This is a genomic window from Dyadobacter alkalitolerans DSM 23607 (genome assembly GCF_000428845.1).
Lineage (GTDB): Bacteria > Bacteroidota > Bacteroidia > Cytophagales > Spirosomataceae > Dyadobacter > Dyadobacter alkalitolerans.
On sequence record NZ_AUAS01000003.1, the window covers coordinates 214,937 to 241,651 of the forward strand.

The 26,715-nt window shown below is 45.5% G+C and carries 21 protein-coding genes and 1 riboswitch; of the genes, 12 read left to right on the top strand and 9 right to left on the bottom strand.

Going from position 1 to position 26,715, the window contains the following annotated elements; all coding sequences use genetic code 11:
• Positions 1-48 precede the first annotated feature (48 nt).
• On the bottom strand, positions 49-390 hold the full coding sequence (locus tag G395_RS0106710; RefSeq protein ID WP_026629350.1) for a single-stranded DNA-binding protein: 342 nt from the start codon (positions 388-390) through the stop codon (positions 49-51).
• 256 nt (positions 391-646) lie between these two features.
• Here G395_RS0106710 and G395_RS0106715 point away from each other — a divergent pair, with 256 nt between their 5' ends.
• Genes G395_RS0106715 through G395_RS0106725 form a run of 3 tightly spaced genes read left to right on the top strand, consistent with a single transcriptional unit; the run spans position 647 to position 3,464 of the window.
• Positions 647-1,003 (top strand): DNA gyrase inhibitor YacG, encoded by a 357-nt coding sequence (locus G395_RS0106715; protein ID WP_026629351.1) that lies wholly within the window; start codon positions 647-649, stop codon positions 1,001-1,003.
• A gap of 33 nt (positions 1,004-1,036) precedes the next feature.
• On the top strand, positions 1,037-1,912 hold the full coding sequence (locus tag G395_RS0106720) for an aldo/keto reductase (RefSeq protein ID WP_026629352.1): 876 nt from the start codon (positions 1,037-1,039) through the stop codon (positions 1,910-1,912).
• A 31-nt stretch (positions 1,913-1,943) separates the two neighbouring features.
• Entirely contained in the window at positions 1,944-3,464 is a 1,521-nt protein-coding gene (locus G395_RS0106725; RefSeq protein ID WP_026629353.1) for a GH3 family acyl-acid amido synthetase, read from the top strand.
• Here the strand turns inward: G395_RS0106725 and G395_RS28815 are convergent.
• Entirely contained in the window at positions 3,455-4,039 is a 585-nt protein-coding gene (locus G395_RS28815; protein WP_035360588.1) for a hypothetical protein, read from the bottom strand. The genes G395_RS0106725 and G395_RS28815 overlap by 10 nt on opposite strands.
• Positions 4,040-4,096: 57 nt before the next feature.
• Positions 4,097-4,678 (bottom strand): hypothetical protein, encoded by a 582-nt coding sequence (locus G395_RS0106735; RefSeq protein ID WP_026629354.1) that lies wholly within the window; start codon positions 4,676-4,678, stop codon positions 4,097-4,099.
• A gap of 138 nt (positions 4,679-4,816) precedes the next feature.
• Here G395_RS0106735 and prfA point away from each other — a divergent pair, with 138 nt between their 5' ends.
• Positions 4,817-5,890 (top strand): peptide chain release factor 1, encoded by a 1,074-nt coding sequence (prfA, locus tag G395_RS0106740; protein WP_026629355.1) that lies wholly within the window; start codon positions 4,817-4,819, stop codon positions 5,888-5,890.
• Between the two features lie 205 nt (positions 5,891-6,095).
• Here prfA and G395_RS28820 read toward each other — a convergent pair whose 3' ends face one another.
• The gene (locus G395_RS28820) at positions 6,096-6,653 is read right to left on the bottom strand and encodes a thioredoxin family protein (RefSeq protein ID WP_035360705.1); all 558 of its coding nucleotides are present in this window, start codon (positions 6,651-6,653) and stop codon (positions 6,096-6,098) included.
• A gap of 65 nt (positions 6,654-6,718) precedes the next feature.
• The gene (locus G395_RS0106750; protein WP_229204054.1) at positions 6,719-7,657 is read right to left on the bottom strand and encodes a DMT family transporter; all 939 of its coding nucleotides are present in this window, start codon (positions 7,655-7,657) and stop codon (positions 6,719-6,721) included.
• 83 nt (positions 7,658-7,740) lie between these two features.
• A riboswitch (cobalamin riboswitch) is annotated at positions 7,741-7,941 on the top strand.
• Positions 7,942-8,018: 77 nt separating this feature from the next.
• On the opposite strand from G395_RS0106750, the gene G395_RS0106760 reads away from it, so the two are divergent.
• Together G395_RS0106760 and G395_RS0106765 are read left to right on the top strand one after the other, a co-directional pair.
• Complete coding sequence (locus tag G395_RS0106760) at positions 8,019-9,911, top strand: TonB-dependent receptor plug domain-containing protein (protein WP_229204055.1); 1,893 nt, start codon at positions 8,019-8,021, stop codon at positions 9,909-9,911.
• Positions 9,912-9,961: 50 nt separating this feature from the next.
• Entirely contained in the window at positions 9,962-11,044 is a 1,083-nt protein-coding gene (locus G395_RS0106765; RefSeq protein ID WP_026629358.1) for a YncE family protein, read from the top strand.
• 74 nt (positions 11,045-11,118) lie between these two features.
• Here G395_RS0106765 and G395_RS0106770 read toward each other — a convergent pair whose 3' ends face one another.
• The 4 genes from G395_RS0106770 to G395_RS0106785 form a co-directional block, all read right to left on the bottom strand.
• Positions 11,119-11,859 (bottom strand): tetratricopeptide repeat protein, encoded by a 741-nt coding sequence (locus G395_RS0106770; protein ID WP_051350046.1) that lies wholly within the window; start codon positions 11,857-11,859, stop codon positions 11,119-11,121.
• Between the two features lie 69 nt (positions 11,860-11,928).
• A complete protein-coding gene (locus G395_RS0106775) occupies positions 11,929-13,266 on the bottom strand; it encodes a DEAD/DEAH box helicase (RefSeq protein WP_026629360.1) in 1,338 nt (445 codons plus the stop codon).
• A gap of 24 nt (positions 13,267-13,290) precedes the next feature.
• Positions 13,291-15,933 (bottom strand): valine--tRNA ligase, encoded by a 2,643-nt coding sequence (locus G395_RS0106780; protein WP_026629361.1) that lies wholly within the window; start codon positions 15,931-15,933, stop codon positions 13,291-13,293.
• A 77-nt stretch (positions 15,934-16,010) separates the two neighbouring features.
• Complete coding sequence (locus G395_RS0106785; RefSeq protein ID WP_026629362.1) at positions 16,011-17,837, bottom strand: sensor histidine kinase; 1,827 nt, start codon at positions 17,835-17,837, stop codon at positions 16,011-16,013.
• 171 nt (positions 17,838-18,008) lie between these two features.
• Here G395_RS0106785 and G395_RS28825 point away from each other — a divergent pair, with 171 nt between their 5' ends.
• The 6 genes from G395_RS28825 (at position 18,009) to G395_RS0106820 (ending at position 26,715) form a co-directional block, all read left to right on the top strand.
• Complete coding sequence (locus tag G395_RS28825) at positions 18,009-18,812, top strand: T9SS type A sorting domain-containing protein (protein WP_229204058.1); 804 nt, start codon at positions 18,009-18,011, stop codon at positions 18,810-18,812.
• A gap of 156 nt (positions 18,813-18,968) precedes the next feature.
• On the top strand, positions 18,969-19,550 hold the full coding sequence (locus G395_RS0106800) for an adenylate kinase (RefSeq protein WP_026629363.1): 582 nt from the start codon (positions 18,969-18,971) through the stop codon (positions 19,548-19,550).
• Between the two features lie 20 nt (positions 19,551-19,570).
• Positions 19,571-20,578: a GTPase ObgE gene (gene obgE, locus G395_RS0106805; protein ID WP_026629364.1), complete on the top strand. Its 1,008-nt coding sequence runs from the start codon at positions 19,571-19,573 to the stop codon at positions 20,576-20,578.
• A 75-nt stretch (positions 20,579-20,653) separates the two neighbouring features.
• On the top strand, positions 20,654-23,830 hold the full coding sequence (locus G395_RS0106810) for a T9SS type A sorting domain-containing protein (RefSeq protein WP_035360591.1): 3,177 nt from the start codon (positions 20,654-20,656) through the stop codon (positions 23,828-23,830).
• A 162-nt stretch (positions 23,831-23,992) separates the two neighbouring features.
• A complete protein-coding gene (locus G395_RS0106815) occupies positions 23,993-26,143 on the top strand; it encodes a sialate O-acetylesterase (RefSeq protein WP_026629366.1) in 2,151 nt (716 codons plus the stop codon).
• A gap of 197 nt (positions 26,144-26,340) precedes the next feature.
• Positions 26,341-26,715: an NADH-quinone oxidoreductase subunit A gene (locus G395_RS0106820; RefSeq protein ID WP_026629367.1), complete on the top strand. Its 375-nt coding sequence runs from the start codon at positions 26,341-26,343 to the stop codon at positions 26,713-26,715.

The window sequence follows — 26,715 nt, forward strand, 5'->3', positions numbered from 1 at the left end:
GCTTTTTCGCCCCGGCTCCTGCATAACCATTCGCAGCCAGCATTCATTTTAAGCATTTGCTTCTTGCGGCTCTTTCCTGACGATCTCCTCCACTTTAAAAGCCACAATTTCCACTGCCCGCACCGGTTGATTATCCTTATTAACGTATTGGCGATAACTTAGTTTCCCTTCCACAGACACCATTTTCCCTTTTTCAAGCATAGCTTCGCAACGTTGCGCCAGCGGTCCCCAGGCAATAACCGAATGCCACGAAGTCGATTTGACCTCCTCTTTGTTCTTATTGATATAATTCTCATCTGTTGCCAGCGAAAAAATTACCGCTCTTCCGCCTTCAAATTCCTTCACATTAATTTCCCGCCCTACATTTCCGATTAGCTTTACCGAATTCATGATTTCTGTTTGTTTAAAATGAATACTTAACCTTACAAATCGATCGTGATCAATCGACCATGCAAATGTGCTGGATCGGTGGGATACGATTCGGTTATTAACTATTTACAGTCAGATACAAGCATTTGCAGCCGTTTGCAAACGGGTAAATCCGTTAGTTTATCGCTGAAAAAGTAATTTTGCTATATTGCACTAAGAGATCACATATGCACACTTACCGGATTCCGTAAAGCGGATCTGAATAAACGTTGACAAAATGAAGAATTGCCTGGAATGCGGGAAACCACTGATGGGGAGGGTAGATAAAAAATTCTGCTCGGATATGTGCCGGAACAGCTACAATAACCGGTTAAATTCAGATTCTTATAACATCGTCAGAACCATGAATAACCAGCTCCGGAAAAATCGCCGGATACTGGAAGAAATCTGCCCTGAAGACAAAATCAAAACAACAAAAAGCTTGCTGATAGGTAAAGGATTTGACTTTAATCTCATCACCAGCATTCGCCCTACGCTCAAAGGGAACATTTACCATTTCGTGTATGATTATGGTTATCTCGAACTGGAAAACGATATTTATCTGATCGTAAAAGATAAACGTTTGGATAAATAGATATTTTTGCACCAGCATTCAAACATCCGCCTTATGAAAAAAGTTAGTTTAAGCGACTCTGGCCCCAAAGTTTCCGAAGCAATTTACGGCTTCTGGAGGTGGACAGACGAAGGTGCCCAAACCACGTCTCAAATTGAAAAAACTGTCAATCTCTGTCTGGAACTGGGTATCAATACTTTTGATCATGCCGATGTTTATGGAGATACTGCAATTGAAGAGCATTTCGGGAAAGTTGTTCAGAATAAATCCTTTAAAAGAGACGATATCGTCTTGTTTGGTAAATGCGGGATCAGAAAATCCGCTGATAAAAACCTGACTTATTACGACACATCCTGCGACCACATAGTCAACAGCATTAACGGATCACTGAAACGCCTCAAAACGGATTATCTCGACATTTTTTTACTGCATCAAAGTGATTTTCTGGCCGATCCGGAAGAAACAGCAACTGCGCTTGCAGAAATTGTAAAGTCAGGAAAAACGAAACATATCGGCGTTGCCAACTTTACTGTTTTCCAGCACCAATTACTGGCTTCCTATCTTAGAATCCCGATCGTTACCAATCACATCGAGTTGAATTTGATGAACACGACGGCTATTGAAGATGGTCGTATCGATTTTATCAAACAAAATTTCAGTAAGCCGCTCGCATGGGCACCGCTCGCGGGTGGGAAAATTCTGAACGGAACAGAAGAAAAAGCTGTGCGCCTTAGAGCCAAACTTGATGAAATCGGTAAAAAATACGATGCAAATATCGAGCAAACTGCCGTTGCCTGGCTGATGAGACTGGGAACTCTGCCGATTATCGGCTCACTTTCTGAAACACGGATCAGAAACGGCGCAAGCGCATCGGATATAAAACTGAGCCACGAAGACTGGTACGAAATTTACCATGTTGTAAGCAAATAATGATTTTGGTCAATTAAAAGCACAACGAAGCATGGCGGTAATCGGAGAACTGATAAAAAAGGCAATTGATTTTACAGGAATGATTACCAGTGATCCTGATCCTGTCAAAGCTCAGGAAAAAGTTTTACGAAACTTGCTTGAAACTGCGAGATTGACCGCTTTTGGTAAAGCTTATGACTTTTCGGAGCTTCTGCAAGCTGACGATATTGTTGCTGCGTTTCAGGACAAAGTGCCCGTTCACGATTATGACAAAATGTTCGGTGAATGGTGGCACTATTTGCTTGAAGGCCACCAGAATGTGACCTGGCCCGGCGGACAGCAGTATTTTGCGCTCAGCAGCGGGACCACAAGTGCCAGCAAATACATTCCTGTTACTGACGATATGTTAACCGCGATCAGGAAAGCAGGCATTTCAGAAATTACGAACATTCATGCATTCAATTTGCCCGGTGATTTTTTTACCAAACAAATTTTAATGCTGGGCAGCAGCACTTCCCTAATCCAGAAAGACGACCACCAGGAAGGTGAGATCAGCGGGATCAGTGCCAGTAACCTGCCGACCTGGTTTGGCGGATTTTACAAGCCGGGGAGAGAAATTGCAGATATTACCGATTGGGACGAGCGCGTGAAAAGAATTGCAGAAGAAGCCCCAAAATGGGATATCGGATGCATTTCTGGAATTCCGGCCTGGGTTGAATTAATGTTGAAAGAAATTATCAGCCATAATAAGTTGAACAACATTCACGAAATATGGCCGAATCTGATGGTTTATACAACCGGTGGAGTGGCATTTGAGCCTTATCGAAAGAGCCTTGAACAACTATTTGCTCATCCGCTTGTTTACATTGACACCTATCTGGCTTCCGAAGGGTTTATCGCTATTCAAAAACGCCCGGATACAAGTTCTATGGCACTTTTTCCAGACAATGGCATCTTTTATGAATTTGTGCCCTTCAATGGAGATCATGTGGATGAAAACGGTTTGGTGAAACCCGGAGCGCCTGTTTTGTCTCTGGCAAAGGCGGAGGAAAATGTTGAATATGTATTGTTATTATCCACAGTATCTGGCGCATGGCGCTATATGATCGGCGATACGGTACAAATTACAGACAAGGCGAAAGCCGAAATCAAAATTACCGGCCGCACCAAGCATTTTCTGAATGTAGTAGGTTCGCAACTTTCAGTAAATCAAATGAATGATGCATTGAGGGTTCTTGAAAAGGAATATGATGTGGTGATCAAAGAATTTATCGTTGCAGCTGTACACAGGGGCGAGGATTATATTCACAAATGGTTTTTAAGTTGTGATAAATCGCCGGATCCGATTAAAGTTGCTGAATCACTGGATAAAACGCTTCGGGAAAATAATAAGAACTATAATGTAGCGCGTGGACGAGCTTTGAAGGGGATCGAGACGGAACTGATCCCGGAAGAGATTTTCTATAAATGGAGCGAAGAGACTAAAAAACTCGGTGGGCAGGTAAAAATCCCACGCGTGATGAAGGAAGAAGATTTTCTTGAATTTGAATCCTTTGTCAGGAATTACTCGTGATCTTCCTTTTTGTGAGCATTGAGCTGAACAGCTTCCAGCTTTCTGACTTGCTCCATAATGTCGTCCGGTGAAAGATATAGCCGGGCGATTTTGCTTTTATATTTCTCCGACAAACTCGCATGATTGAGTATAAAATGCTTTGTCTTAACGATATAGCTTCCTAGTCCATGATTCACTGCATAAGTGTCGGCAACTCTTTCCGCTTGCTGGATATATTTGGTTGAAAATAAATAACCAATCCCGAATCGCATCATTCCTATAACATCCCTGTTTTCATAATCCATCACATGACCTAGTTCATGGCCTATCCAGCCAACCATAATGTCCGGCGGAATCTGGTGAATCGGAATCGCGGAAGTTGTTAACCGGAAAAGCGCGCTAATGTTGATGTTATAGCCCCGTTTTGTCCCGAACATCGTCCCAATTTTGGGTTGTGCCTGCATGACGGATCGCTTAATGTTGCGCTTGAACACAAAATCAATCCGCGTTTCCCGTAACTCCGGGTAAAAAGACAAAGCCTTTAGAACCTCATTCTCAATAACTTTCGGAATTGTCTTATTAATAGGAGCTTGCATGAGGAAGGAATAGCAATTTTTACTTCAATTCTTTAAAAAAGCATTCCTAACGCGGAATCAATCCTTCAACTGTTTCGCGTCCAGCTTTCTGATAATGTCTTTTTTGTTGAACAACAGTCGCCATACTGCGAATGGTGTTTCGTCTTTTGGGAGGCATGATTTGCAGATGATGCTTTCTACGGGAACGGGCACATTGTAGACCAGCAAGGTGTCGCTGAGTTGCTGCAGATTGTCGCTGGCGACGGATTTGCTTTTGGCGCTGTAAAGATATGCGTCCAGCAATTTTCGCTCTTTCGGTGCGAGGTCCGGATTTTTCAGATCCGTCATATCCAGAAGTTCAACTTTAACACCATATTCCTTCTGCAATGCGGCAACCACCGGAATATCGGTCAACTTCTGGCAGATTTCTCCGGCTTTTTCCGGATGTTTTTCCAATTCGTTGGCCAGTGCTTTTTCGGCGATTTTGGCGATTTTTTTACCCCAGGCATCAGCCGAGTAAATAAGTTGCGTGTTGGTTACGCGTTTTATTTTTGACGCATTTATTTCGTTAGACAGCTCCTTCGTATTCTCAACGCGGTTTCCCGTATCGCAGCCCGTCATAAACACCATCAGCGCCACAACAACCAGTATTTTTTTCATTTCATGCACATTATAAATGGGTAACAGTATTCCAAAGCATCTAATTCACAAGCCCGCCGATATCTCAGAAAACCTTCATTTATCTAAAATGCGTATCTTTGTGCCCCGAATGCGTGGTGCCAAAGATATTCAATAAAGATGATCGATAAATTAGAAGCCATAAAAGAACGTTTCGAAGAAGTTTCGCAACAAATTATACAACCGGAAATCGTTTCGGACTCTGCCCGTTATTCCAAAATAAGCAAAGAATATAAGGATCTGGGAAAGATCGTGGAGCAGTACGCACTTTATTTGAAATTGCAAAAAGATATAGCCGGAACCAAAGAACTCATCGCAACTGAAAAGGATGAGGAGCTGCGGGAAATGGCAAAAGAAGAGTTAGACGACCTGGCACCCAAACTCGAACAGCTCGAACAAGCGATCAAAGAGCTCCTTATCCCCAAAGACCCCAATGATAGCCGCAACATTATCCTCGAAGTCCGTGGCGGAACCGGTGGTGATGAAGCTGCGATTTTTGCTGGCGATATGTTCAGAATGTATCAGCGGTTTTTTGAAAAAATGGGCTGGCGTTCTTCAATCATGGATTTTACCGAAGGCACCAACGGCGGATATAAAGAGATTATCTGTAAAGTTGAAGGTGAGGACGTTTACGGGAAAATGAAATTTGAATCTGGCGTACACCGTGTTCAGCGCGTTCCGCAAACGGAATCGCAGGGACGGATTCATACTTCGGCCGCCTCTGTGGCTGTATTGCCAGAAGCTGAGGAAGTGGATGTTCAGATTAATATGAATGATGTCCGTGTGGATACATTTCAATCTTCAGGTGCTGGTGGACAGTCGGTTAACACCACTTATTCCGCGGTTCGTCTGACACACATTCCTTCCGGATTGGTGGTAAGCTGCCAGGATGAGCGTTCACAGTTGAAAAATAAGGACCGCGCATTGAGTGTTTTGCGTTCGAGGCTTTACGAGATCAAACTAAAAGAGCATAACGACGCCATCAGCTCGCAAAGAAAATCAATGGTAGGAAGCGGCGACCGCTCTGATAAGATCCGCACTTACAATTACCCGCAAAGCCGCATTACCGATCACCGCATTGGCTACACAGTTTACAATCTTCCCGCAGTTATGGAAGGTGACATCGGAGAATTCATCGAAAGACTACGCATCGCAGAAAACGCAGAGCGCATGCAGGAGGGAGAGACAGTTTAGCTTAATGCGGCCCCCAAGAGTCACCATTTAAAATCCCAGAGGGATAACATATGGGTAGAAAATAGGATCGCCACCCATTTAAAATCCCGGAGGGATGCAACAACTTACATGTAGTTACATCCCTCCGGGATTTTAAATTGCGGTTATAATGAATTTCTACCAATATGGCATCGCTCCGCGATTTTGGTCCTGCGGAAATAGAAACCTACTTACCCGCGAACAACTCATTGTAAGTCTTCGATTTATAAGTATCGAAGGCTTCTTTTTTGTGGTAATCTTCTCCTATGAATGTGATGACCTGGTGGAATTCTTTGGGTTTCATGTAGCCGGGTAAGGGCTGGATCATGTTGAATTTATCGTCCAGGAAAACGGTGGTGGGGTAACTCGGTTGGTTGTTGGTAAGAGCTAATGCAAGTTGATGTACACCGCGCCCGCCTTCGGAGAGGAATTCGAATTTTTTGTCTCCTAGTATGATGGCCTTTTTCTGTTCTGCATCGAGCTTGACGGCGTAATATTTGCGGTTGACGTATTCGACAACTGCTTTATTTTTGAATGTTTCGCGGTCCATCACTTTGCACCATCCGCACCAATCAGTATATACATCGATCAAAACCTTGCGGGGCTCTTGCTGAATTTTAGCGTAGGCTTCTTCAATTGATAACCATTGAATGCCTTCCGCAGGCCTGTTCTTGTCGGATCTGAAACCCGAGGCCACTGTCAGGATGGCCAAAAACAGAAAAAGTGATGCAGCTGATCTTTTCATAACTTCATTTGATTTCAATGAATTAACAAATTTCACCGTGGAATAATTGTGCTTAATGGCTGACTTTATTCCGGATCAGCTGCCATAGCCGGCTTTCGTTTTGCCAGTGAAACCATAATCCCTCCCGCCACGATCAGCAACATGCCTGCGAACATAGAGAATGAAGGAATGGCCTCTCCCATGAAAAAACCGATCAGAACGGAGAACAGAATATTGGAATAACCAATGGCAGCAACGCGACCGGCTTTGTCAAATGTGAAAGATTGCGTCAACATTCTCTGACCTATGAGCGCCGTCAATCCGAGCGCCAGAAAGCCAAGCCATTGCGAAATGTGAGTTGGCCAGGTGAAGGTGCCAATGAGGAAATCCAGATTTTCCATAGGATAGTAAGTCCCGACGAGCATGGAAATAATGGGCATCACAATGCCGCTCAACATAAAAGAAAGGATGATAGCGCGTGAGTCATAAACAACACCTAACTGCCTGATTGACAAATAAGAAATTGCTGTTAACAATGCATTGCCGAGTCCTAAGGCATTGTCCCGCAGCGAAATGGAAAGGTCTGGTCGGAAAACGAACAGGATGCCGGTAAAGCCAACAAAAATAGCGGCCCACTCACGGGAATTGAGCGTTTCGCCGATCAGCAGCCAGGATAGCAATGCGAGGAAAATGGGATAAGTGTATTGGTATGTGGAGGCGCGGCCCAGCCCCAATGTTTGTATCGCATAAAAAAGCATATACAACGACAATGTGCCAACAACGCCGCGAAAAATAAGCAGCCCCAGTTTACCTCCCTGCTGCCGCACGGGACGTCGCCAAATGCTGGTGACCACAAACACAACACCTACAATGTTCCGGAAAAATACAAGCTGTACAATGTGGAAATCACGGCCGAGCCACTTGGAAATTGCAGACGTGAGCGAAAAGAAAAATGCCGCGCCGAGCATCAGATAAATGCCTTTTTGCGAAGAAATTGGAGTCAGATTTTGAGCAGGAGCAGCCAACAATGATCAGGATTTTGGCCAAAGATAAAGCATATCGTACAGAAGATAAAGGATATGTTACCGCGTCGGAAATCCGGTCAATTCGCTACCTTTGCACCTTTGGCGCCGAAAACCGCTTCAATGCGGCATGAAGGCTTAATAGGGAATTCCGTTAAACCGGAAGCTGTCCCCGCAACTGTGAGTCTGTTTATATTGATCCAATCCCCTATGCCACTGTTCCTCGAACGGGAAGGCCACGGATCAAAAGGACGAGCCAGGAGACCTGCCAGAAATTGATCCATCACATTTTGTTTTCGGAGGAAAAACAAAGCTGATAACGCTACATATTTGACACCAGGTGATTATTGACCGGAAGTTTTTTTTGGCTTTGACCATTGCCACATGGCTTTTCCGTCCGGAAATGCTCGTTGCGCAGTCGGATAGCATTCGCCTGGAACCTGTTATCGTAAAGGGTTTTGTTCCTGAAAAATTCATGAGCGGGCTTAAAATCCAAAAGTTCGATTCAGCGTCTTTGAATCTTTTTCGCTTCCAGAATATCAGCGAGCTGCTTTCGCTTTACACGCCGATTGCATTCAAAAATTACGGCCCCGGTCAGCTTAATACGGCTTCTTTCCGCGGAACGTCGGCTAACCATACCGCTGTGTTATGGAATGGCTTGAACATTAATTCTCCTATCCTTGGCCAGACAGATTATTCAACCATCCCTGTTACCGGTTTTGATCAGCTTTCTGTCCAATATGGCTCTGCTGCCAGTATTGTCGGCAGTGATGCCGTGGGTGGGAGTATTTTGCTGGGAAGCGCTCCATCGACCCAGCCTTTGCAGCTTTCAATCGGCCGGCAGCAGGAAAGTTTTAATAACCATCAGACCCAGGTTACAGCCCGCTATGCGGCGGTGATCAGTGCTCAGTGGAGCTTTTCAGGCAAGACAAATTTGTATGACGGTCGTATGAACAACGATTTTCCATACACCGAGCGAAATCAATATACTGTTTTGCCGTCCACTTCTTTCCAGCGCGGTCTGGTGCAGGATTTGTTTTTCAATTCAAAAAACGATCATCAGATTTCGGCGCATGTGTGGCTAACCCGCAACCGGCTGACGTTAACACCGGAAGACAAAGCTGGCCGCGAACTGACTTTAACGGAGGCTTACAGGACCATGTTAAGCTATCAATTTAAAGACTTCACAATCCGCACTGCGTGGGTGAGAGACATTATCGATTATGCTAAAGGCGATTATAGTCAGCTGGACCATGCAGTAACAGACAAGTTTTCCAACCGTGTTGAACGCGATTTTCAATTCAATGCATTTCAAATTAAAGCAGGAGGCGAATGGGCACATTACCGCGCGCAGGTGGCTGGCTATGACAAAGCATTGGTGACAGAAAACAGAGGTGACATTTTTTTGTTAACGCGCTGGCAGGCAACCGCCCGACTCGTAGTTTCTGCGAATTTAAGGCAGGCATTTGTAACGAAATTTGATCCGCCATTCACGCCTTCATTAGGAGCAGAATATTTTTTAGTCCAAAAAGAAACCTATAATCTGAAATTAAAAGGCTCAATAGGAAGAAGTTACCGCGTGCCTACATTGAATGAACGCTTCTGGAAAGAACTCGGAAACCCGGATATCAGGCCGGAAAACGGGTGGAACAAAGAAGTTGGCCTCGAACAAAACATTGTTATAGATGCTAACCAAACATTTTCAGCTTCCCTGACGGCATATCACAACCGCATTAAGGACTGGACTTATTGGAATCCTACGCAAAGTTACCGTGTAGAAAACTTGCAGCAAGTGCTGGCGCGTGGAATTGAAGCGCTGGCCGGGTGGCGATATCAGATAAACGATTGGAAATCAGGAATTAACCTTGGATATGCGCTGAATAAAAGCGCTCAGGAAAAGGCTTATGATGCCTATTCCTCGGATATTATCAGCAAGCAGCTTGTATTTGTGCCGATGCATTCAGGGAATTTGAATGCATTTATCCAATATAAAAATACGAGGCTCACAGGTCAGGCGCAGATGATCAGCAAGCGTTTCAGCACGTTTGACAATACACAATTTTTAGAAGGATATACGCTCTCAAATTTGCTGGCGGAACATACTTTTGTCTGGGATAAAATAAAAATGCGGTTGCAGGGACAGATCAATAATCTTGCAAACACGTTTTATCTAAATGTAAGAAACAATGCAATGCCTGGCAGAAGCTTTGCATTAAGTTTAACTTTAATTTATGACCCGCCACATTCTGTAAAGTAATCTCTTACAATAGGTATGTGGCAAAAACTTTACAACTAATAAAGCAAAAAATGAAAAAACAGTTATTCAGATTAGCATCTCTTACCTCTTTGTCTCTTTTCGCATGGTCGTGTAACCAAAGCGACCCAGCTCCGAAGGGAGATTATATCCAGGGCGTATTCGTGGTGAATGAAGGGAATTTCTCTCAAAATAACGGAGCGATCTCGTTCTTTACCAGAGAACAAACCACTGCGGAGATTGACATTTTCAACACGGCAAACGGAACTACATTGAAAGGCGGCGTGCAGGATTATGTGGCCCTGGACGCAACCGGGATCATTCTTGTGGACAATATGTCTGCCGGCCAGGATAAGGTTGAGATTGTCAACAGCAACACTTTCCAGAGAATTGCGACCATCGGCGCCCCGGAAATTGAGAATCCGCGGGAAGTGGTTTTTGGGTCCAACAACAAAGCATATGTGTCTTGCTGGGGAACCAATGCCGATTTTAAATTTACGACCGGTTATGTAGCTGTTGTTGATTTAGTTACCAATAAAGTGGTTGACCAAATCGAGATCACATCGGGCGGACCGGAAAATCTGGTTTTGAATAACGGCAAGTTGTTTGTGGGAACGGTTTCTTATGGCGGTGGTACAACATTGACAGTGATCAATACGACCACAAACGCAATTGATAAATCAATTGCGTTTGAAAATGCGCCAAATCCGATCGGGATTGATGCGGATGGAAAACTTTGGGTAAATGATGGCATTAAGGTCATTAAAATGAACCCCGATTCTTACAATGTAGACGCTACATTATCATTGGGAAGCGATGCAACCAAATCTGCATCCAACTTTGCTTTCAGCCCGGATAAGAGAACGGTTTTCTTTGTCCTGTCATACTTTGATGCTGCCGGCGAACATGGAGGCACTTATAAATTCGGCATTAGCGACGCACAGGTGAATGTTACGACGCCATTAATCAAGAGAATTTTCACAGGTTTGGCAGTTGATCCTACGCAAGGGCTTTTGTATGCAGGTGTAACGCCTTCGTTCGCGCAGGCAGGTTATGCGCTCCGTTACCGCGCAGACGGATCACTTGTTGATTCAGTAAAAGTGAATGTTGCGCCCACAGGCTTCTTCTTCAAATAACAGAAGGCATATTCATCACAAACGAAAAAAGTCTCCTTCGCGGGAGACTTTTTTATGTATATGAAGTTGGAATCCTATTTAAAGAAACCTTGCGGATCTGGCTTCCTGGCTTTTAGAAGCTCCACAAAATCAAGGTTCATCTGGTTAAAATCGAGCGATCTTCCTTTATGCAAATGCTCCCACGATTTATCAAGATCATTGAGATTATAATGTAACAAAGCCAGGTTGTATTGGCCTAATGCATAAGTAGAATCTATTGCAGTGGCCCTGTTAAGCAGTTCGGCTGCTTCATCCAGTTCTTCCTTTCGGCTTGTTATCGCGTATAATTTCAGATCAACGGTTGACAAATCGACAAGCAGCGGCACGTTTTCACCCTGCAAACCAATTCCCCGGCTTAGCATTCTCTTGGCCTCCACCCAGTTCTCGCGCTGGTAGGAAATAACGCCCAGACCCCAATATGCTTCTACATTTTTATCATTGAGTAAATGCGCGAGATTGAAGCGATAGCAAGCCGTATCCAATGCTCCTTCCTGCAAATATTCCCAGGCACGCGCGGTGAAAAAGCTGCTCGCCTCAGCGCGACTTGTAAATGACTTGTCGCATTCACTCAAAAAACGGATTTCCTCGTCAATTTGATCAGAGGTTTTGCTGACTTCCCCAAAAAGCGGAAGCACGCGTCTTTCTTTTAAATCTAAGGGCTTTTTTTGGGCAAGGTTCGTATCTGTATTCGGTCCGGCACTCGCGAGATGGGTGTTTTGTGCAAGGCCAAATACTGGGATAAGAATAGCAAGCCAAATAACAACGGACTCTTTCATAGGTGACTTTAATAGAGAAACAGGTTTTCTATTGTCCAAGTTAAACGGTTTTATCTAAATAGTATTGCATTATTTCCGTTTACTTCTTCCGGATGAATTACGACGGTTTGCCCCTCCTTTATTGGGTTGTTTTTGCGCCGGGCGATACGTTTTTTTCTTCTCGTGAAAGGCTCCCAAAAACGTCGGATCTTCCTTTCTTTTTTGGTTATCTATCTCCCTCAGCATGTCCTGGCGTTCTGTAACGGGCGTTGAAGCGATTTCCAGATCCTCAGGCAACTCCATCCGTGGGATTTCCATGCGGATCATTTTTTCGATTTTCCGGATGTGATATTCGTCGGCCAAGGTCATGAATGTGATGGCCTGTCCAATGCGGTTTGCACGGCCCGTTCTGCCGATCCGGTGCACGTAATCTTCGTAAATCAGCGGAACGTCGAAATTGATGACGTGGCTTACTTCCGTGATGTCGATGCCCCGCGCTACCACGTCCGTTGCCACCATTACGCGCACGGAGCCTTCCTTGAATGCTTCCATAGCATTAGTCCGTGTGTTCTGTCCTTTGTTGGCATGGATTACTTTCAATTCGTCCTCACGCACCACCCTATCGAGCAGATTTTGATGGACCAATCCGGCAACTTCCCGACTTCTGGTAAAAATCAGGACGCGGTTGAATGCTTCCCGGTCTTGCAGTAAATGGGTCAGAAGATTAATTTTCGTGCGGAAGTTGGGCAACTCGTAAATGGACTGGGAAACCATTTCGGCCGTCGTGGCCTGAGGTGTTACTTCAATGCGAGTTGGGAATTCGAGAAATTCGAAAGACAGCCTTTCCACCTTCTCCGAGAATGTGGCTGAAAAAAGCATGTTCTGCCTTTTTGTGGGAATGATTTCGAGCAATTTCCGGATCTGCGGCATGAAGCCCATGTCCATCATCTTGTCGGCTTCGTCCAGGATCATCACATTCAAATGCTTGACAATGACCTCTTCCTGAAAATAAAGATCCATAAAACGGCCCGGCGTAGCCACAATGATGTCAACGCCTTTGCGGATCGCTTCGATCTGTGCCTTGGCTCCTACTCCACCGAAAAGCACAACTGTACGGATGTCGGTGTATTTGCTCAGCTGCGCGATGGCTTCTGAAATCTGCATGGCCAGCTCGCGCGTAGGAGCCATAATTAATGCCCGGGCGTGCTCGCCCTGGGCATATTTGATCCGCATTAAGAGCGGCAATGTATAGGCGGCGGTTTTGCCTGTGCCTGTTTGGGCTATGCCCAGAATGTCCTGTCCGGATAAAGCGAGCGGGATGGCCTGTTCCTGAATGGGCGTTGGCTCAGTGTATCCCGCTTCTTCAATGGCATTGAGTAATTGACGGTTAAGCTTGAATTGCTCAAATTTGTTTTGCGTAGTCTGCATCGCGCAAAGGTACGAAAACTACCACTAACCCAACCTTACAAGCGCTTCTTTCAATGTTTCCAGCTTGGCTTCGGCATCCGCCTGCTTTTGGCGCTCCTTCTCCACAATGTCGCCTTTTGCATTTTGGACAAAGCGCTCATTGGATAACTTCTTGATCACCGAATCCAGAAAACCTTGCGTGTATTCCAATTCACGTTGCAGGTTTTCACGCTCTGTTTCCACATCAAGCTCATCCGCCAGGTTTACAAAAAACTCATCCGATTTCACCCGGAATGCAGTTCCTTCACCTTCGTCGGTCACATAGCCAATGTTCTCAACATTCGCCAGTTTTAGTATTAATGGCTCTAATCCCGAGTAACGCGCCTGGTTATCCGTGCGTATAGAAAGAGGAAGCGCGATTTTTGGACTGATATTCTTTGCATTTCTCAAATTCCGGATTGAAGATATCACTTCAAAAAGCACTTCAAAATCATTCAAAAGCGACTGATCAATGTTGCCGGCTTGCGGGAATGGGGCAATGCAGATCGAATCCTTTTCTTTTCTTTCAATAATATTTTGCCAGATTTCTTCTGAAATAAATGGCATGAACGGATGCAAAAGGCGCATTAAACGGTCGAAGAATTCCAATGTTGCGTCGTAAGTCTGCTTATCGATCGGCTGCTCGAAGCCAGGCTTGATCATTTCCAGATATTGCGCGCAGAAATCGTCCCAGATTAGTTTATAAACCGAGTTAAGGGCATCCGAAATGCGGAATTTGGAGAAATGATCCTGCACTTCCAGAATCGTCTGGTTCAGTTTGCTTTCAAACCATTGGATCGCCAGTTGCGAACCCGCGGGCGCTGGTAAGCTGTCGGAAACCTGGAAACCTTCAACCAAACGGAACGCATTCCATATTTTATTACCGAAATTCCTTCCTTGCTCAACCAATTTGTCATCATAAGGAAGGTCGTTACCAGCCTGTGAGCTGAAAAGCATGCCTGTACGAATGCTATCAGCGCCATATTGGTTGATCAGATCGATCGGATCGGGCGAGTTACCAAGTGATTTGGACATTTTCCGTCCTTGCTTATCCCGTACAATTCCGGTGAGATAAACATTCTTAAACGGATACTGTCCTTTGTATTCATAACCTGCAATAATCATCCGCGCCACCCAGAAAAAAAGAATTTCGGGTGCAGTAACGAGGTCATTAGTAGGATAATAATAGTTAATGTCCGCATTATCCGGCTCCTTAATACCGTTGAAAACCGTGATCGGCCACAACCAGGCTGAAAACCAGGTGTCGAGAACGTCCGGGTCCTGCTCAATGTCCTCTTCGGTCAATGCAAAAAGCTGGTAATCCATTTGTGCTTTCCGCAATGCTTCCCTTTTGTTTTTGGCAATGATCATCGTTCCGTCTTTCAAATAATAAGCCGGAATGCGGTGGCCCCACCACAGCTGACGACTGATATTCCAATCATGAACATTCTCCATCCAGTGCCGATACGTGTTCTTGAACTTGGCAGGAATCAACTGCACCGTGTCATTCATGACATTTTCCAATGCCGGCTTGCTGATTTTATCCATTTTCAAAAACCACTGCTCCGAAAGCCGCGGCTCAATCACCGAATTGGTCCGCTCGGAATGGCCTACATTGGATTTATATTCTTCTGTCTTCACCAGGTTACCCGATTCTTCCAGCAGCTTAATGATCTTTTTACGCGCTGCAAACCGGTCTTCACCCACCAAAATCTCCGCTTTCTCATTCAATGTGCCATCTTCATTCAGGAGATCGATAACTGGCAGATCATGTCTTTTGCCTAACACATAATCATTCGCATCGTGCGCAGGTGTTACTTTCAGACAGCCAGTTCCGAATTCCATTTCCACATATTCGTCGGCAATGATCGGGATGGAGCGATTGATCAGCGGGATAGCAACTTGTTTCCCTATTAAATGTTTGTAACGCTCGTCGTGCGGGTTCACACAAATCGCCACGTCGGCCATGATCGTCTCGGGACGCGTTGTCGCTACGATCATCGCTTCGTCCGTAAGTGCCTCGCCAATTTCATCTACAAGGGGATATTTCAGGTAAACCAATTTTTGATTCACCTCCTTCATGATCACTTCTTCATCCGAGACCGTCGTCCGTGCCTGCGGGTCCCAGTTCACCATGCGGTGGCCGCGGTAAATGTCTCCTTTATTATAGAGGTCGATAAAAACGTCGATAACCGAATCGTACAAATCAGGCTCCATCGTGAAGCGCGTGCGGTCCCAGTCGCAGGAAGCGCCCAGCTTGCGCAATTGTTGGAGGATGATGCCGCCATATTTGTGCGTCCATTCCCAGCAATATTCTAAAAACTCGTCGCGGGTAAGGTCACGTTTGTTGATGCCGCGTTCCTTGAGCATCGCAACCACTTTGGCCTCCGTTGCAATGGATGCGTGATCCGTTCCCGGCACCCAGCAAGCTTCCTTGCCTTCCATGCGGGCCTTCCGGATCAGGATATCCTGGATCGTATTATTGAGCATATGCCCCATATGCAGCACGCCCGTGACGTTTGGGGGAGGAATTACGATTGAGTAAGGTTCCTTATCAGGATTTGGTTTTGAATTGAAGAACTTGTTTTCAATCCAGTAGGAGTACCATTTATCCTCTATTTCCTGGGGGGCATATGTTTTGGAAATCATTGTATAATCTGAAATTTCCCGCAAACCGCGGTTGGTCATCTAAAAAGATGGCAAGTTAGGCGTTGCCGACGAAATTTCTAAACTAATTGTTCCTCTTTGCTAATGGGCAGCCAGACTGTAAATGTGCTGCCTTCGCCTGGTTTACTTTGCACGTGAACGGTTCCATCATGCGCTTCCACCATTTTTTTAACATAGCTCAATCCCAGTCCGAAACCCTTCACATCATGCACATTACCCGTAGGAATGCGGTAGAATGTATCAAAAATGCGGTGCTGCTGTTCCCGGCCCATGCCGATCCCGCTGTCGGAAATGGCAATGTTAATGCCATCATTCTCATTCCAGGTCCTGATGCGGATATGCAGTTTCTCAGGCGAGTATTTGATAGCATTGTCAATCAGGTTATTAAGGATATTTGAAATGTGAATTTCATCGCCTGAAACCACTTCATGCGTTGCTTCGAAATCAAGATCGATCTCACCATCCCGCTGCTCGATCTGGACACTCTGCGCATTTAACGCTTTACCGATCAGATCGTGCACATCCGCCTGGCTGATCTTTAATTTGACATGTCCTTTATCCAGAAGCGCCATTTGCAACACTTTTTCGACATGCGTTCCCAGTCTTTTATTTTCTTCCTTAATGATGCCCAGATACCGGTCGAGCCTCGAACCGATTGCGGCCTGCTGGATCGCCGACGAGTTTTCCTGTGCCATTTCCGCTGCTAATGCAATGGTTGAAATCGGCGTTTTGAACTCGTGGGTCATGTTGTTGATGAAATCATTTTTAATGTCTGAAAGCTTTTTCTGGCGCAAGATCGTAGTAACCGCCATGTAAAAGCAGGCCATAATGACGATAATCAAAATCCCCGAACCACCGAACATTACTCCCATGTTGCTCAGAATGTACTTTTGCTGATCAGGGAAGTATACATATAAAGAATTAGGTGCATTAATGGTCTCACTGGGAAAAAGATCTGCTTTGTAAGACTTTTCTTCCCATTCCCGTGGCCTGAGGCTTGCCGTGGAAAAGATCAGACTGTTGTCTGACCGGCCTCTCACCGCAAATTCGTAGGGCAGCGTGATGCCGCTTTCAACAAACTCCTTTTTCAACAATGTATCCAGCAAGAACCTGTTAACGCGCTGCTCAATAGGTCTTTTAGTATAAATAAAATCCTTCATTACCTCTTTCAGCAATGATGCCCGATCGGGTTCTGCGTCGCTGATCACAGCACTAGTGCTTTTGCCATTTTTTCTTGACTCAGGAATAGCAACCTGGCGGTTTGCGATCCTCCTCTGAGCAGAATCGGGGTGCATTCCGTTGCCTGTCTGATATTTCCTGGCATCACTATCCTGCATTCCTCTGAATGCATTGCCCAGGCGCCTTTCGTCGTCTAATCTTCTGCGCATGAATTCGTCAATCCCGGCAGCGCCATATTGCTGAGCCTGGAAAAATTCTTCCATAATCTGCTGCTGGTGCTCCACCATCACCCGGAAATTGGGGCTGAGCACATCTGTAGGAACGGCTTCGGTAATGATCTGATAATGAATTTCCTCGCCATTAGGTCCGATCGCGATCTCCATGCGGGGCTGCGCTCGCTGAGCGAGCTCACCGGCAGGTTTGGTTTTGGCCGCCGGCGTCTTTTTGATGGGGGTATGCCGCAGCTGGGTAATGCGGTTCAGCTTGCTTTTCTGTTGTTCGGTTTCAATCCTGCGTTGCAGCAGATACATCATTTCCTGCTTTTCGAGGCGATGCACTACTTGCTGTACAGATTCCGAAACCTTTTGGTTGAACTGCTCATTGCGGATTGCAATCGCCTCACGGATCCAATACCATTGAAATCCAATAAGGCCTATGAGCGCAATGCACATTAAGCCGACTATTATCTGAATTTTCCTCTTCGTCATAAATTTAAATTCTCCGGTGCAACGCGCACGCCGGATTGACCGACATTATTGCTGAAAACAAATTTAACGCATCCGCCCGGGCCAATCTTGTTTTTAACAAAATTTAACACCCACTGAAAAACGCTTCTGATAATTTTGTAATTCATTCATACACATAACCTAATCTTACTTATGAGGACTTCTTTTTTAAACAAAATCATGTTGACATTGCTGCTTACTGGCGCAACTGCAATGCTAGCACAGGCACAGGAAGATAAACCGGAAAAACCCGGAAAGGAGGAAAAGGCAACCATTCGCATCAAGGTTACCGGGGAAAAGGATGGTAGAACGGAGAGCAAGGAGCGGAGTTATCGCGTGGGCGCTATGACGGACGACGAACGGGATAAGTTTGTGGACAAAGTCCTGGACTCATTGGGTGTTGATAAAAAGAAAAATAACCAGATGGTTTCGGTGACCATTGATGACGGCGATGAGGATGTGGCCGCAAAAAAGCGGCGCAAAGTGATCATTGACCACCGTGATGACCGGGAGCCGCTGGCTTATCACTGGAAAGGCGATTTTTCCAATGATTTTGAATTCAATACCGAGAATTTCAAAAAGCATATGCGGACTTTTGAAAACGAATGGAAACCAAAGACCAAAATGCTTATGCGTGATATGGAACATTTTGGCAATGAAATGGGTGAATTCTGGAATAAGGAAGTCGTGAAACCGGCAAGTGTGCGTTCGCTGACTGCTTATACAAATAATCCTGATAATGGTGTCCTGAACCTTAAATTCGGCGTTCCGCAAAAGGGCGATGTGAGCGTAATTGTTACGGATACGAAAGGAAAAGAGGTTGGAAAGAAAGAAATCAAGGACTTTGAGGGTGAGTTTGTGGGACAGATCGAATTAAAGAAAAATACAAAAGGAACCGTTTTCGTAACCGTTGTGCAAAACGACGACGGGGCCGTCAAACGAGTGGTTATTCCCTGATTTATTCTAAAAAATATTCCATGTCCTCCTGATTTTAAGCCATCAGGAGGATTTTTTATTGTAAAAATACTACTAACTATTAGGCTGGCATTTATTTAGAATTGTAAATTTGCCGAAAAACTCCATTCCACTGCGACATCAATTTTTTTTGCAACTATGCTGAATCTTATACTGTTTGGCCCTCCGGGTGCAGGTAAAGGCACTCAAAGTGAAAATATTATTGCTAAATACAAACTGATACACCTTTCGACAGGTGATCTCCTGCGTTCAGAAATCCAGGCAGGATCAGAATTGGGCCTTCAAGCAAAAACGTTGATGGATCAGGGCATTTTGGTTCCTGACGAGGTGGTGATCGGAATGATCGACAATAAGCTGAAAGAGCACCGGAATGCTGCAGGTTTTATCTTCGACGGATTCCCTCGGACTGTAAAGCAATCGGAGGCGCTTGACCAGCTTTTGGCTAGCTACAATGAAAGTATTTCTGTAATGATTGCACTGGTTGTAGACGATAATGAACTCCTTGCTCGTTTGCTTAACCGTGGAAAGACTTCCGGCCGTCCTGATGATCAGAATGAAGAACTGATCAGCAAACGCATCCAGGAATATAACAGCAAAACCAAACCGGTTGCTGACTATTACCAGGAACAAGGCAAATTTGTCGCCATCGACGGAATTGGTGAGATTGATTTCATCTTTGAAGAAATTACCAAGGCAATTTCGACAGTTACTATTAAATAATTTACTCATTCACTATACACATGGCTTCCTCCAACTTTATTGATTACGTCAAAATTAATGTGCGCTCCGGTTCTGGCGGTGCGGGTTCCCTGCATTTCAGAAGGGAAAAACACGTTGAAAAAGGCGGGCCGGACGGCGGCGACGGTGGCCGCGGCGGCCACGTAATCCTGAAAGGGAACAGCCAGCTATGGACACTGCTCCACCTGAAATACACCAAGCACATCAAAGCCTTTGACGGAAAAGGCGGTGAAGGCGGAAGACGTTCAGGCTCGATCGGTAAGGACATTATCCTCGAAGTGCCGCTAGGCACCATTGCCAAAAATGCGGAAACCGGTGAACAACTTTTTGAAATTACGGAAGACGGTCAGGAAGTGATCTTGCTGAAAGGCGGTCGCGGCGGAATGGGTAACGACCATTTCAAATCTGCTACGAATCAGACTCCGCAACATGCGCAGACAGGAGAAGCTGGTCTTGAAGCCTGGATTATCCTGGAATTGAAGGTGTTAGCAGACGTTGGTCTGGTTGGTTTCCCCAATGCAGGCAAGTCAACATTGCTTTCCGTTGTTTCGGCTGCCCGGCCAGAAATCGCTGATTATCCTTTCACTACATTGGTGCCCAACCTGGGCGTAGTTTCTTACCGGGACTACAAATCCTTCGTGATGGCCGACATTCCTGGCATTATCGAAGGCGCATCACAAGGAAAAGGCCTTGGCTTGCGTTTTTTACGACACATAGAAAGAAATTCCATCTTACTGTTCATGGTTCCGGCTGACAGTGAAGATATTAACGCCGAATACGAAACATTGCTTCAAGAGCTAAGAATATACAATCCTTCCCTTCTCGATAAGAGCCGCATTCTCGCCATCTCAAAAACTGACGTTCTTTCCGAAGAAGAACGCGCAGATTTAAAATCACAAATCCCAGCCTCCATACCCAGTATTTTCATTTCTGCAATTACCCAAGAAGGAATTGAACAATTGAAAGATCAGATATGGAACCTCATCAATTTGCCGTTGTCCGTAAAATAATATTTTCTTGAAACAGGCAACCAATTGATGCAATTTGTGTGTCCAAGAAGTTATTCTACTGAATTATTTTTACTCATGAAGCACTATCTACCATACTTGTTCTGGGTAGGATCAATCTTTCTTTCGTTCACCTCTTCTGCACAAGTAAACATTGATTTTCCAACGGATCGAGCTGTTTTTCAACGGAATAAGGGTAATGTTGCCAACATTTACATTTCAGGCACATACAAAAAGATCACTACACGCATCGACGCGCGATTAGAAGCCATTAACGGGCAAGGGATCTCCACTGACTGGAAAGAGATTTCGAACAATCCGCAGGGTGGCTTGTACACAGGCGCCATCGAAGGGACAGGAGGCTGGTATACACTTTATGTACGCGCTTTTAATGGCGACCAGCAGCTCGGTGAACCTGCCCGGATAGACCATGTAGGCATCGGCGAAGTGTTTATTATTGCCGGTCAGTCCAATGCAGAAGGTTTCGAACATTTCGGTTCCCAAGGTGCGCAGGACGACCGTGTAAGCACCGTAAACAGGCTCTATAATCAGTCTTTTCCAGAGACTTATGACCGTCATCCGCAATTTAGCCACTTAGATGCCGAAACAAAGATCAGCCCCCGGGGACAGTCTGCATGGAGCTGGGGAAGGCTTGGCGATCAGCTTGTTAACAAACTTAAGGTGCCCGTTTTATTTTTCAATGTAGCCTGGACAGGAACTGCTGTCCGAAACTGGAAAGAGAGTATAGATGGGCCGACGCAATCGGTCTATGCACCAGTTAACTTTGAACCCTTCGGGATGCCCTATGGAAACATGCGTAATGTTATTCAGCGCCTAACGCCCATTACCGGGTTGAGAGGGATTCTCTGGCAACAAGGCGAGTCTGATAACTATGCACCATCAACAAGCACCGATTCCTATTTCAACGATCTAAAAAAAGTGATTGAAACCAGCAGAAACGATGCTGGTGAAAACATTTCCTGGGTTGTTTCACTTACTTCTTATGATAACCGGCTCGGGGCAACTTCCCGTGTTACGGACGGACAGCAACGGGTTATCAATAATGTCCCTAACGTATTCCAGGGACCGAACACGGATTTGCTCCAAATCCCGCGTCCGGCAGAAGGTGAAGGCGTTCACTTCAAGGATGACGGGCTGAGGCAGCTGGCCGATGCCTGGGCGCAGCAACTTAACGATAACTTTTTTGCAAATTCGAACCCCTACCAAGGCGTTAGGCCCTTAAGGGTAACCGCATCCTGCGCTGGCAACGGTAATCTCAACCTGGAAGCGGACAATGTTGGTCTTTCCCAATTCAGCTGGAGCAATGGTTCGAATTCAAGCAATACCCAGGTTGGAAACGGCACGCATAGCGTGAGCGCCCGCGATGGAAAAGGACGTTATATCTTCTCTCCGAATATCAGGATCAATGACAACATTCAACCTAATAAGCCGATTATACAGCTAGAAGGAAGCAATCCGGTTTGCCTTGGGAATACGGCAACATTGATATCCAACACTTCTGAAAACATCAGATGGAGCAACGGCTCCACCAGCGATCGCGTGCCTGTGACCACGGGTGGAGAATATTTCGTTACAACCAGGAATTTTTATGGCTGCGAATCGACGTCCGACAAGATTACAATGACGGTCTCCACTTCGCCCTTGCCGCCTAAACCAAAGATTGTGGCTTCCGGTGTGCTCGAATTCTGCGATGGCGGCGAAGTAAGCCTTACTTCCGACTCAAAGTTGAAAAATGCCTGGTCAAACGGCGGAAACACAGCGACCATTGTCGTGAAATCTTCCGGTGAATATCGGGTAAGAGCACTGGATGAAGTTGGGTGCTATTCACCTGATTCTGACCCTGTTAATGTTAAAGTGAATGCATTACCGCAAAAGCCTGTGGTTGCTTTGAGCGGCAACACTACTTTTTGCCAGGGTGAAAATTTGATCATGACTTCCAACTACGATAGCGGAAACATATGGAGCACAGCCGCAACTTCAAAAGCCATTACGGTGACTGCCTCAGGCACCTTCTCTTTGAAACAGCGTGATTCCAATGGCTGTGAATCAACTTCGGACGAGATAGCGGTGAAAGTAAATACTCTTCCTGCAACACCAGCCATCACTGCACTTCGCCCAACCACATTCTGCCTTCGTGACTATACCACATTAAGAAGCAGCGAAGCGTTCTCTTATGTGTGGAGCAACGGCGAAACCGGCAGGGAAATCGAGATCCGGAATTCCGGTAATTTTACAATTGCTGCGAAAGATGAAAACGGTTGTGTTTCTCCGGTGTCACCAGTGGTAAGGGTTGTGGCGAATGTTCTTCCTGAAACGCCAACAATCCGCGCTGACGGCCCTACGGTTTTCTGCGCAGATCTTAGCGTTAATTTGCAATCCTCACCGGCGGCGGCGTTCCTATGGAGCAATGGCGCTTCAACACAATCATTGAAAGTGACCACGCCCGGAACATTCTCCGTGCAGACTATCAACGAGTTCCAATGCTTTTCTGATCCTAGTAACCAGATCACAACAGAAACACTTGCCCTGCCGCCAGCACCCAATATTGCTGCGGAGGGCCCCACCACTTTCTGCGACGGTGACTTTGTTGTGCTAAAGGCAACATTGGGAAATACATTCTTTTGGAACACCCTCGATGAAGGCGAAAGCATTCAGGCAGACACAACGGGCAGCTATGCCGCCCGGGCCCGGGATGAAAAAGGCTGTTACTCACCATTCTCAAGATCAATCCAGGTGGATGTAAAGCCTACGCCTACGCGGCCGACCATTAAGCAGATCGGCGTGTTTACGTTGCTGGCAGAAAACAATTTAAATTCAGGAGATCACGTATGGAAGCTTAACGGACAGGAACTGACCGAAAACGGAACAACATTGAAAGCGATCCAGTCGGGAAGTTATGTTGTCAATAATACGGTGGTTTACAGCCCGACGTTAACCTGTTTATCAGATTTTTCTGATCCCTTCAGTTTTATTGCAGATACCCGGAATCCAGGTTTCGTTACTTATCCAAACCCGGTTGTCGACGGCAAGATCACTATTGAAACATTACAAAACCTGAATAACGCCGAAGTTCAGATCATCGACAGCCGCGGGGTTATTCACAGAACCTTCACAGTAAAGAAATTTGACAGTCAGCAATTCTTTAATATCCAGGGCTTATCAAGTGGTTTCTACGTGGTGCGGATTGTTTCGGTGGCGTTTACTGCATCCCAAAAGCTGATAATTGTTCAGTAAACGGTCGTAGCGCCAGTGATGTAATCAAAAAAACGGAATAGTGATATTTTAGCAAAAATAATCATTTACATTTGTGACCGTTTTGTAATGGCGCACACGCCGAAGTTGAAAAAATCCAACATCCATCAGATATACAAATTTTTACCCTGTTTAAGAATTCCAATGCGTTATAGAATTATTCTCCCGGTTGTGGCAAAGGCATTGCTGTTAATCAGTATTATATCTTCAACAGCTTTCTCGCAAATCCGAATCACTTCACCGGCTTTCCAGGCTGTATATCAGCAAAGTGTTAGGGGACAGAGAGAGATAACCGTTACAGGAACATTTACTGTCCCGATGGACAAAGTTGAAGCCCGCGCCGTGCCTGTTGTGGAAGGTCAGGGCTTTCCAACACCTTGGGAAACTTTGCAGCAAGCTCCAAAGGGCGGCGTTTTTAAAGGAAATATTACATTAATGGGTGGCTGGTATTCGCTCGAAGTCCGTGGACTTTCAGATGGAAAAGTTGTTGGCCGCGACATTCTTTCCAGGTTAGGCGTAGGCGAAGTTTTTATCATCGCAGGACAGTCTAATGCACAAGGCTTAAAGAAATATCCGGGACCATCCGCTCAGGATGACCGCGTTATGTATATTTCAAACTATAACAATGACGATGTCGATCGTTTGACCGATCCTGTCCCACCCGCTTTTTCTAAAATATCAAGAGACCTTGGAATAATGTCTCCGAGAGGCCAGTCGGCATGGTGCTGGGGCGTATTGGGTGATTTGCTGGTTGCGAAGCTGAATGTTCCCGTATTGTTCATCAATGCAGCCTGGGAAGGAACTTCCATTGAGAACTGGGCGAGCAGCGCAAAGGGTTTGACTACAAAAAATAAATACGGCGGTTTCGTCTATCCTCCCCAAATGCCATTTGCCAACCTGAGAATTGCTGCACGGAATTATGGCAATCAATATGGTGTGAGAGCGGTGTTGTGGATGCAGGGAGAAACGGATGCTTTGTTTAAAACTCCTGCGGCGTCTTACCGTGAAGATCTTCAATTCATTATGAACAGGTTGGGTGCTGAAACCGGGGACAAGCGCATTACCTGGGTTATTGCCCGGACTTCCAGAACGTCGGCGGGTGACAGGATCCCTTCTACAATTAATCCTGAGATCATTGCTGCTCAGAATGCTGTTTTAGATACACGTTTTAATCCTACGTATCCTGGACCGGAAACGGATCCATTAGTTCCCAACCGCGGTGATAACACGCACTTTGTTGGAGAAAGCCCATCGGATTTTGAGGGTACGAACCGGGCTCTTACGATCCTTGCAAATGCCTGGAATGAAAGTCTTGATGCGAACTTTTTCTCAACGGCTACACCAACGAACCCTGCTCCAATCCCTGATATCGAAGCAGCATGTGTAACTGAAAATAATGCTGTTACCATCACTTTACCAACCGGTTTCGCGTCCTACGAATGGACGAACGGCGCCACCGGCAACAGCATTACGGTTTCTGATGCAGGAACTTACCGCGCAACTGTGAAGGACAATGCTGGCAATTCGATTTTGACTTCTGTTGTTGTGCTGGATAATGGTGCAAAACCAGTTCAGCCGACGATTCAGCAGCAGGGCGATCAGCAGGCTTGCTTTGACTCTGCTTTCCAATTCTCCGTGGCCGATGGAACGGACATTTACAGCTGGTACAAACAGGGATCAAATACAGTGGTGGCAACCGGCGCAACTGCACAAATTGCGGAAAGCGGTAATTACTATGTGAAGGGAAGGAATATTTTCGGCTGTGTTTCTGAAAATTCGGCTGCTTCCTCACTCATCATCAGACCGGAAATTCCTAAACCGGTTATTGAACCATCAGGCCCTTTCAGCATTATGGCTTCCATACCGGCAGATTTGGATGCGAAATTCCTGTGGCGCAGACCAGGAACAGAGTCGGATACGACTGCTAACCTGATCAAAATATTAAAAACAGGCGAGTACTCCGCAAGAGCACAAGTGGTTTTCCAGCTTGGAGATGATTTGCTGACATGCTATTCAGACACGGCTTCCCGCGAGTTCAAAACCAATGAGCAAAACGAAGTTGTAATTTACCCGAATCCAAGCGAGGGCAATTATGTTTATATCGAGTCAAGAGATAACATCCGCAACGCGGCCGTAACGATCTTTGACATTTATGGAAGGGTGATCAGAACAACAACACCAAGACTTCTGGACAGCCGCATTGAAATTGATACAAGATATCTGCCGACAGGTAAATACATTCTGAGAGTAACCGGCGAGGGTCAAAGCCTTACCAAGCAGATTGTGATCCGATAAGGTTCAAACCTCCTATTTTTTGTTCATAAGCCCCGGCCATCCGGGGCTTATTTAGTATCATACTAATTAGGCAAAAGATAAAGTAAAGAATTTGATTGATAAATTTGCAAAGGCTAATTTTGAGAAACCAGAAAGAAAGTAACCGCTGACAACATTTTCGCGTTGATTTCGTAGATAGTAACTGAATAACTGACTCAATGAACAATTCATATTTCCCTTCGGATTACCTGCCGATATTGGTACAATTCATCCTCGCTGCCGGCTTCATTGGTGGCACAATGATTGTAACGCATTTAATAGGCCCAAGCAGGAAGAGCAAGTTAAAAGACGATCCGTTTGAATGTGGTATCGAATCCGTGGGCGATGCGCGCACGCCGATATCCGTAAAATATTTTCTTGTTGCCATCCTATTCGTCCTTTTTGATGTTGAGGTGATATTTATGTATCCCTGGGCAGTAAATTTTAAGGGTTTAGGAATGTTTGGGTTTGTAGAAATGTTATTATTCATGGCATTGCTGCTTTCTGGATTCTATTATGTGATCCGCAAAGGAGTTTTGAACTGGGAAGAGTAA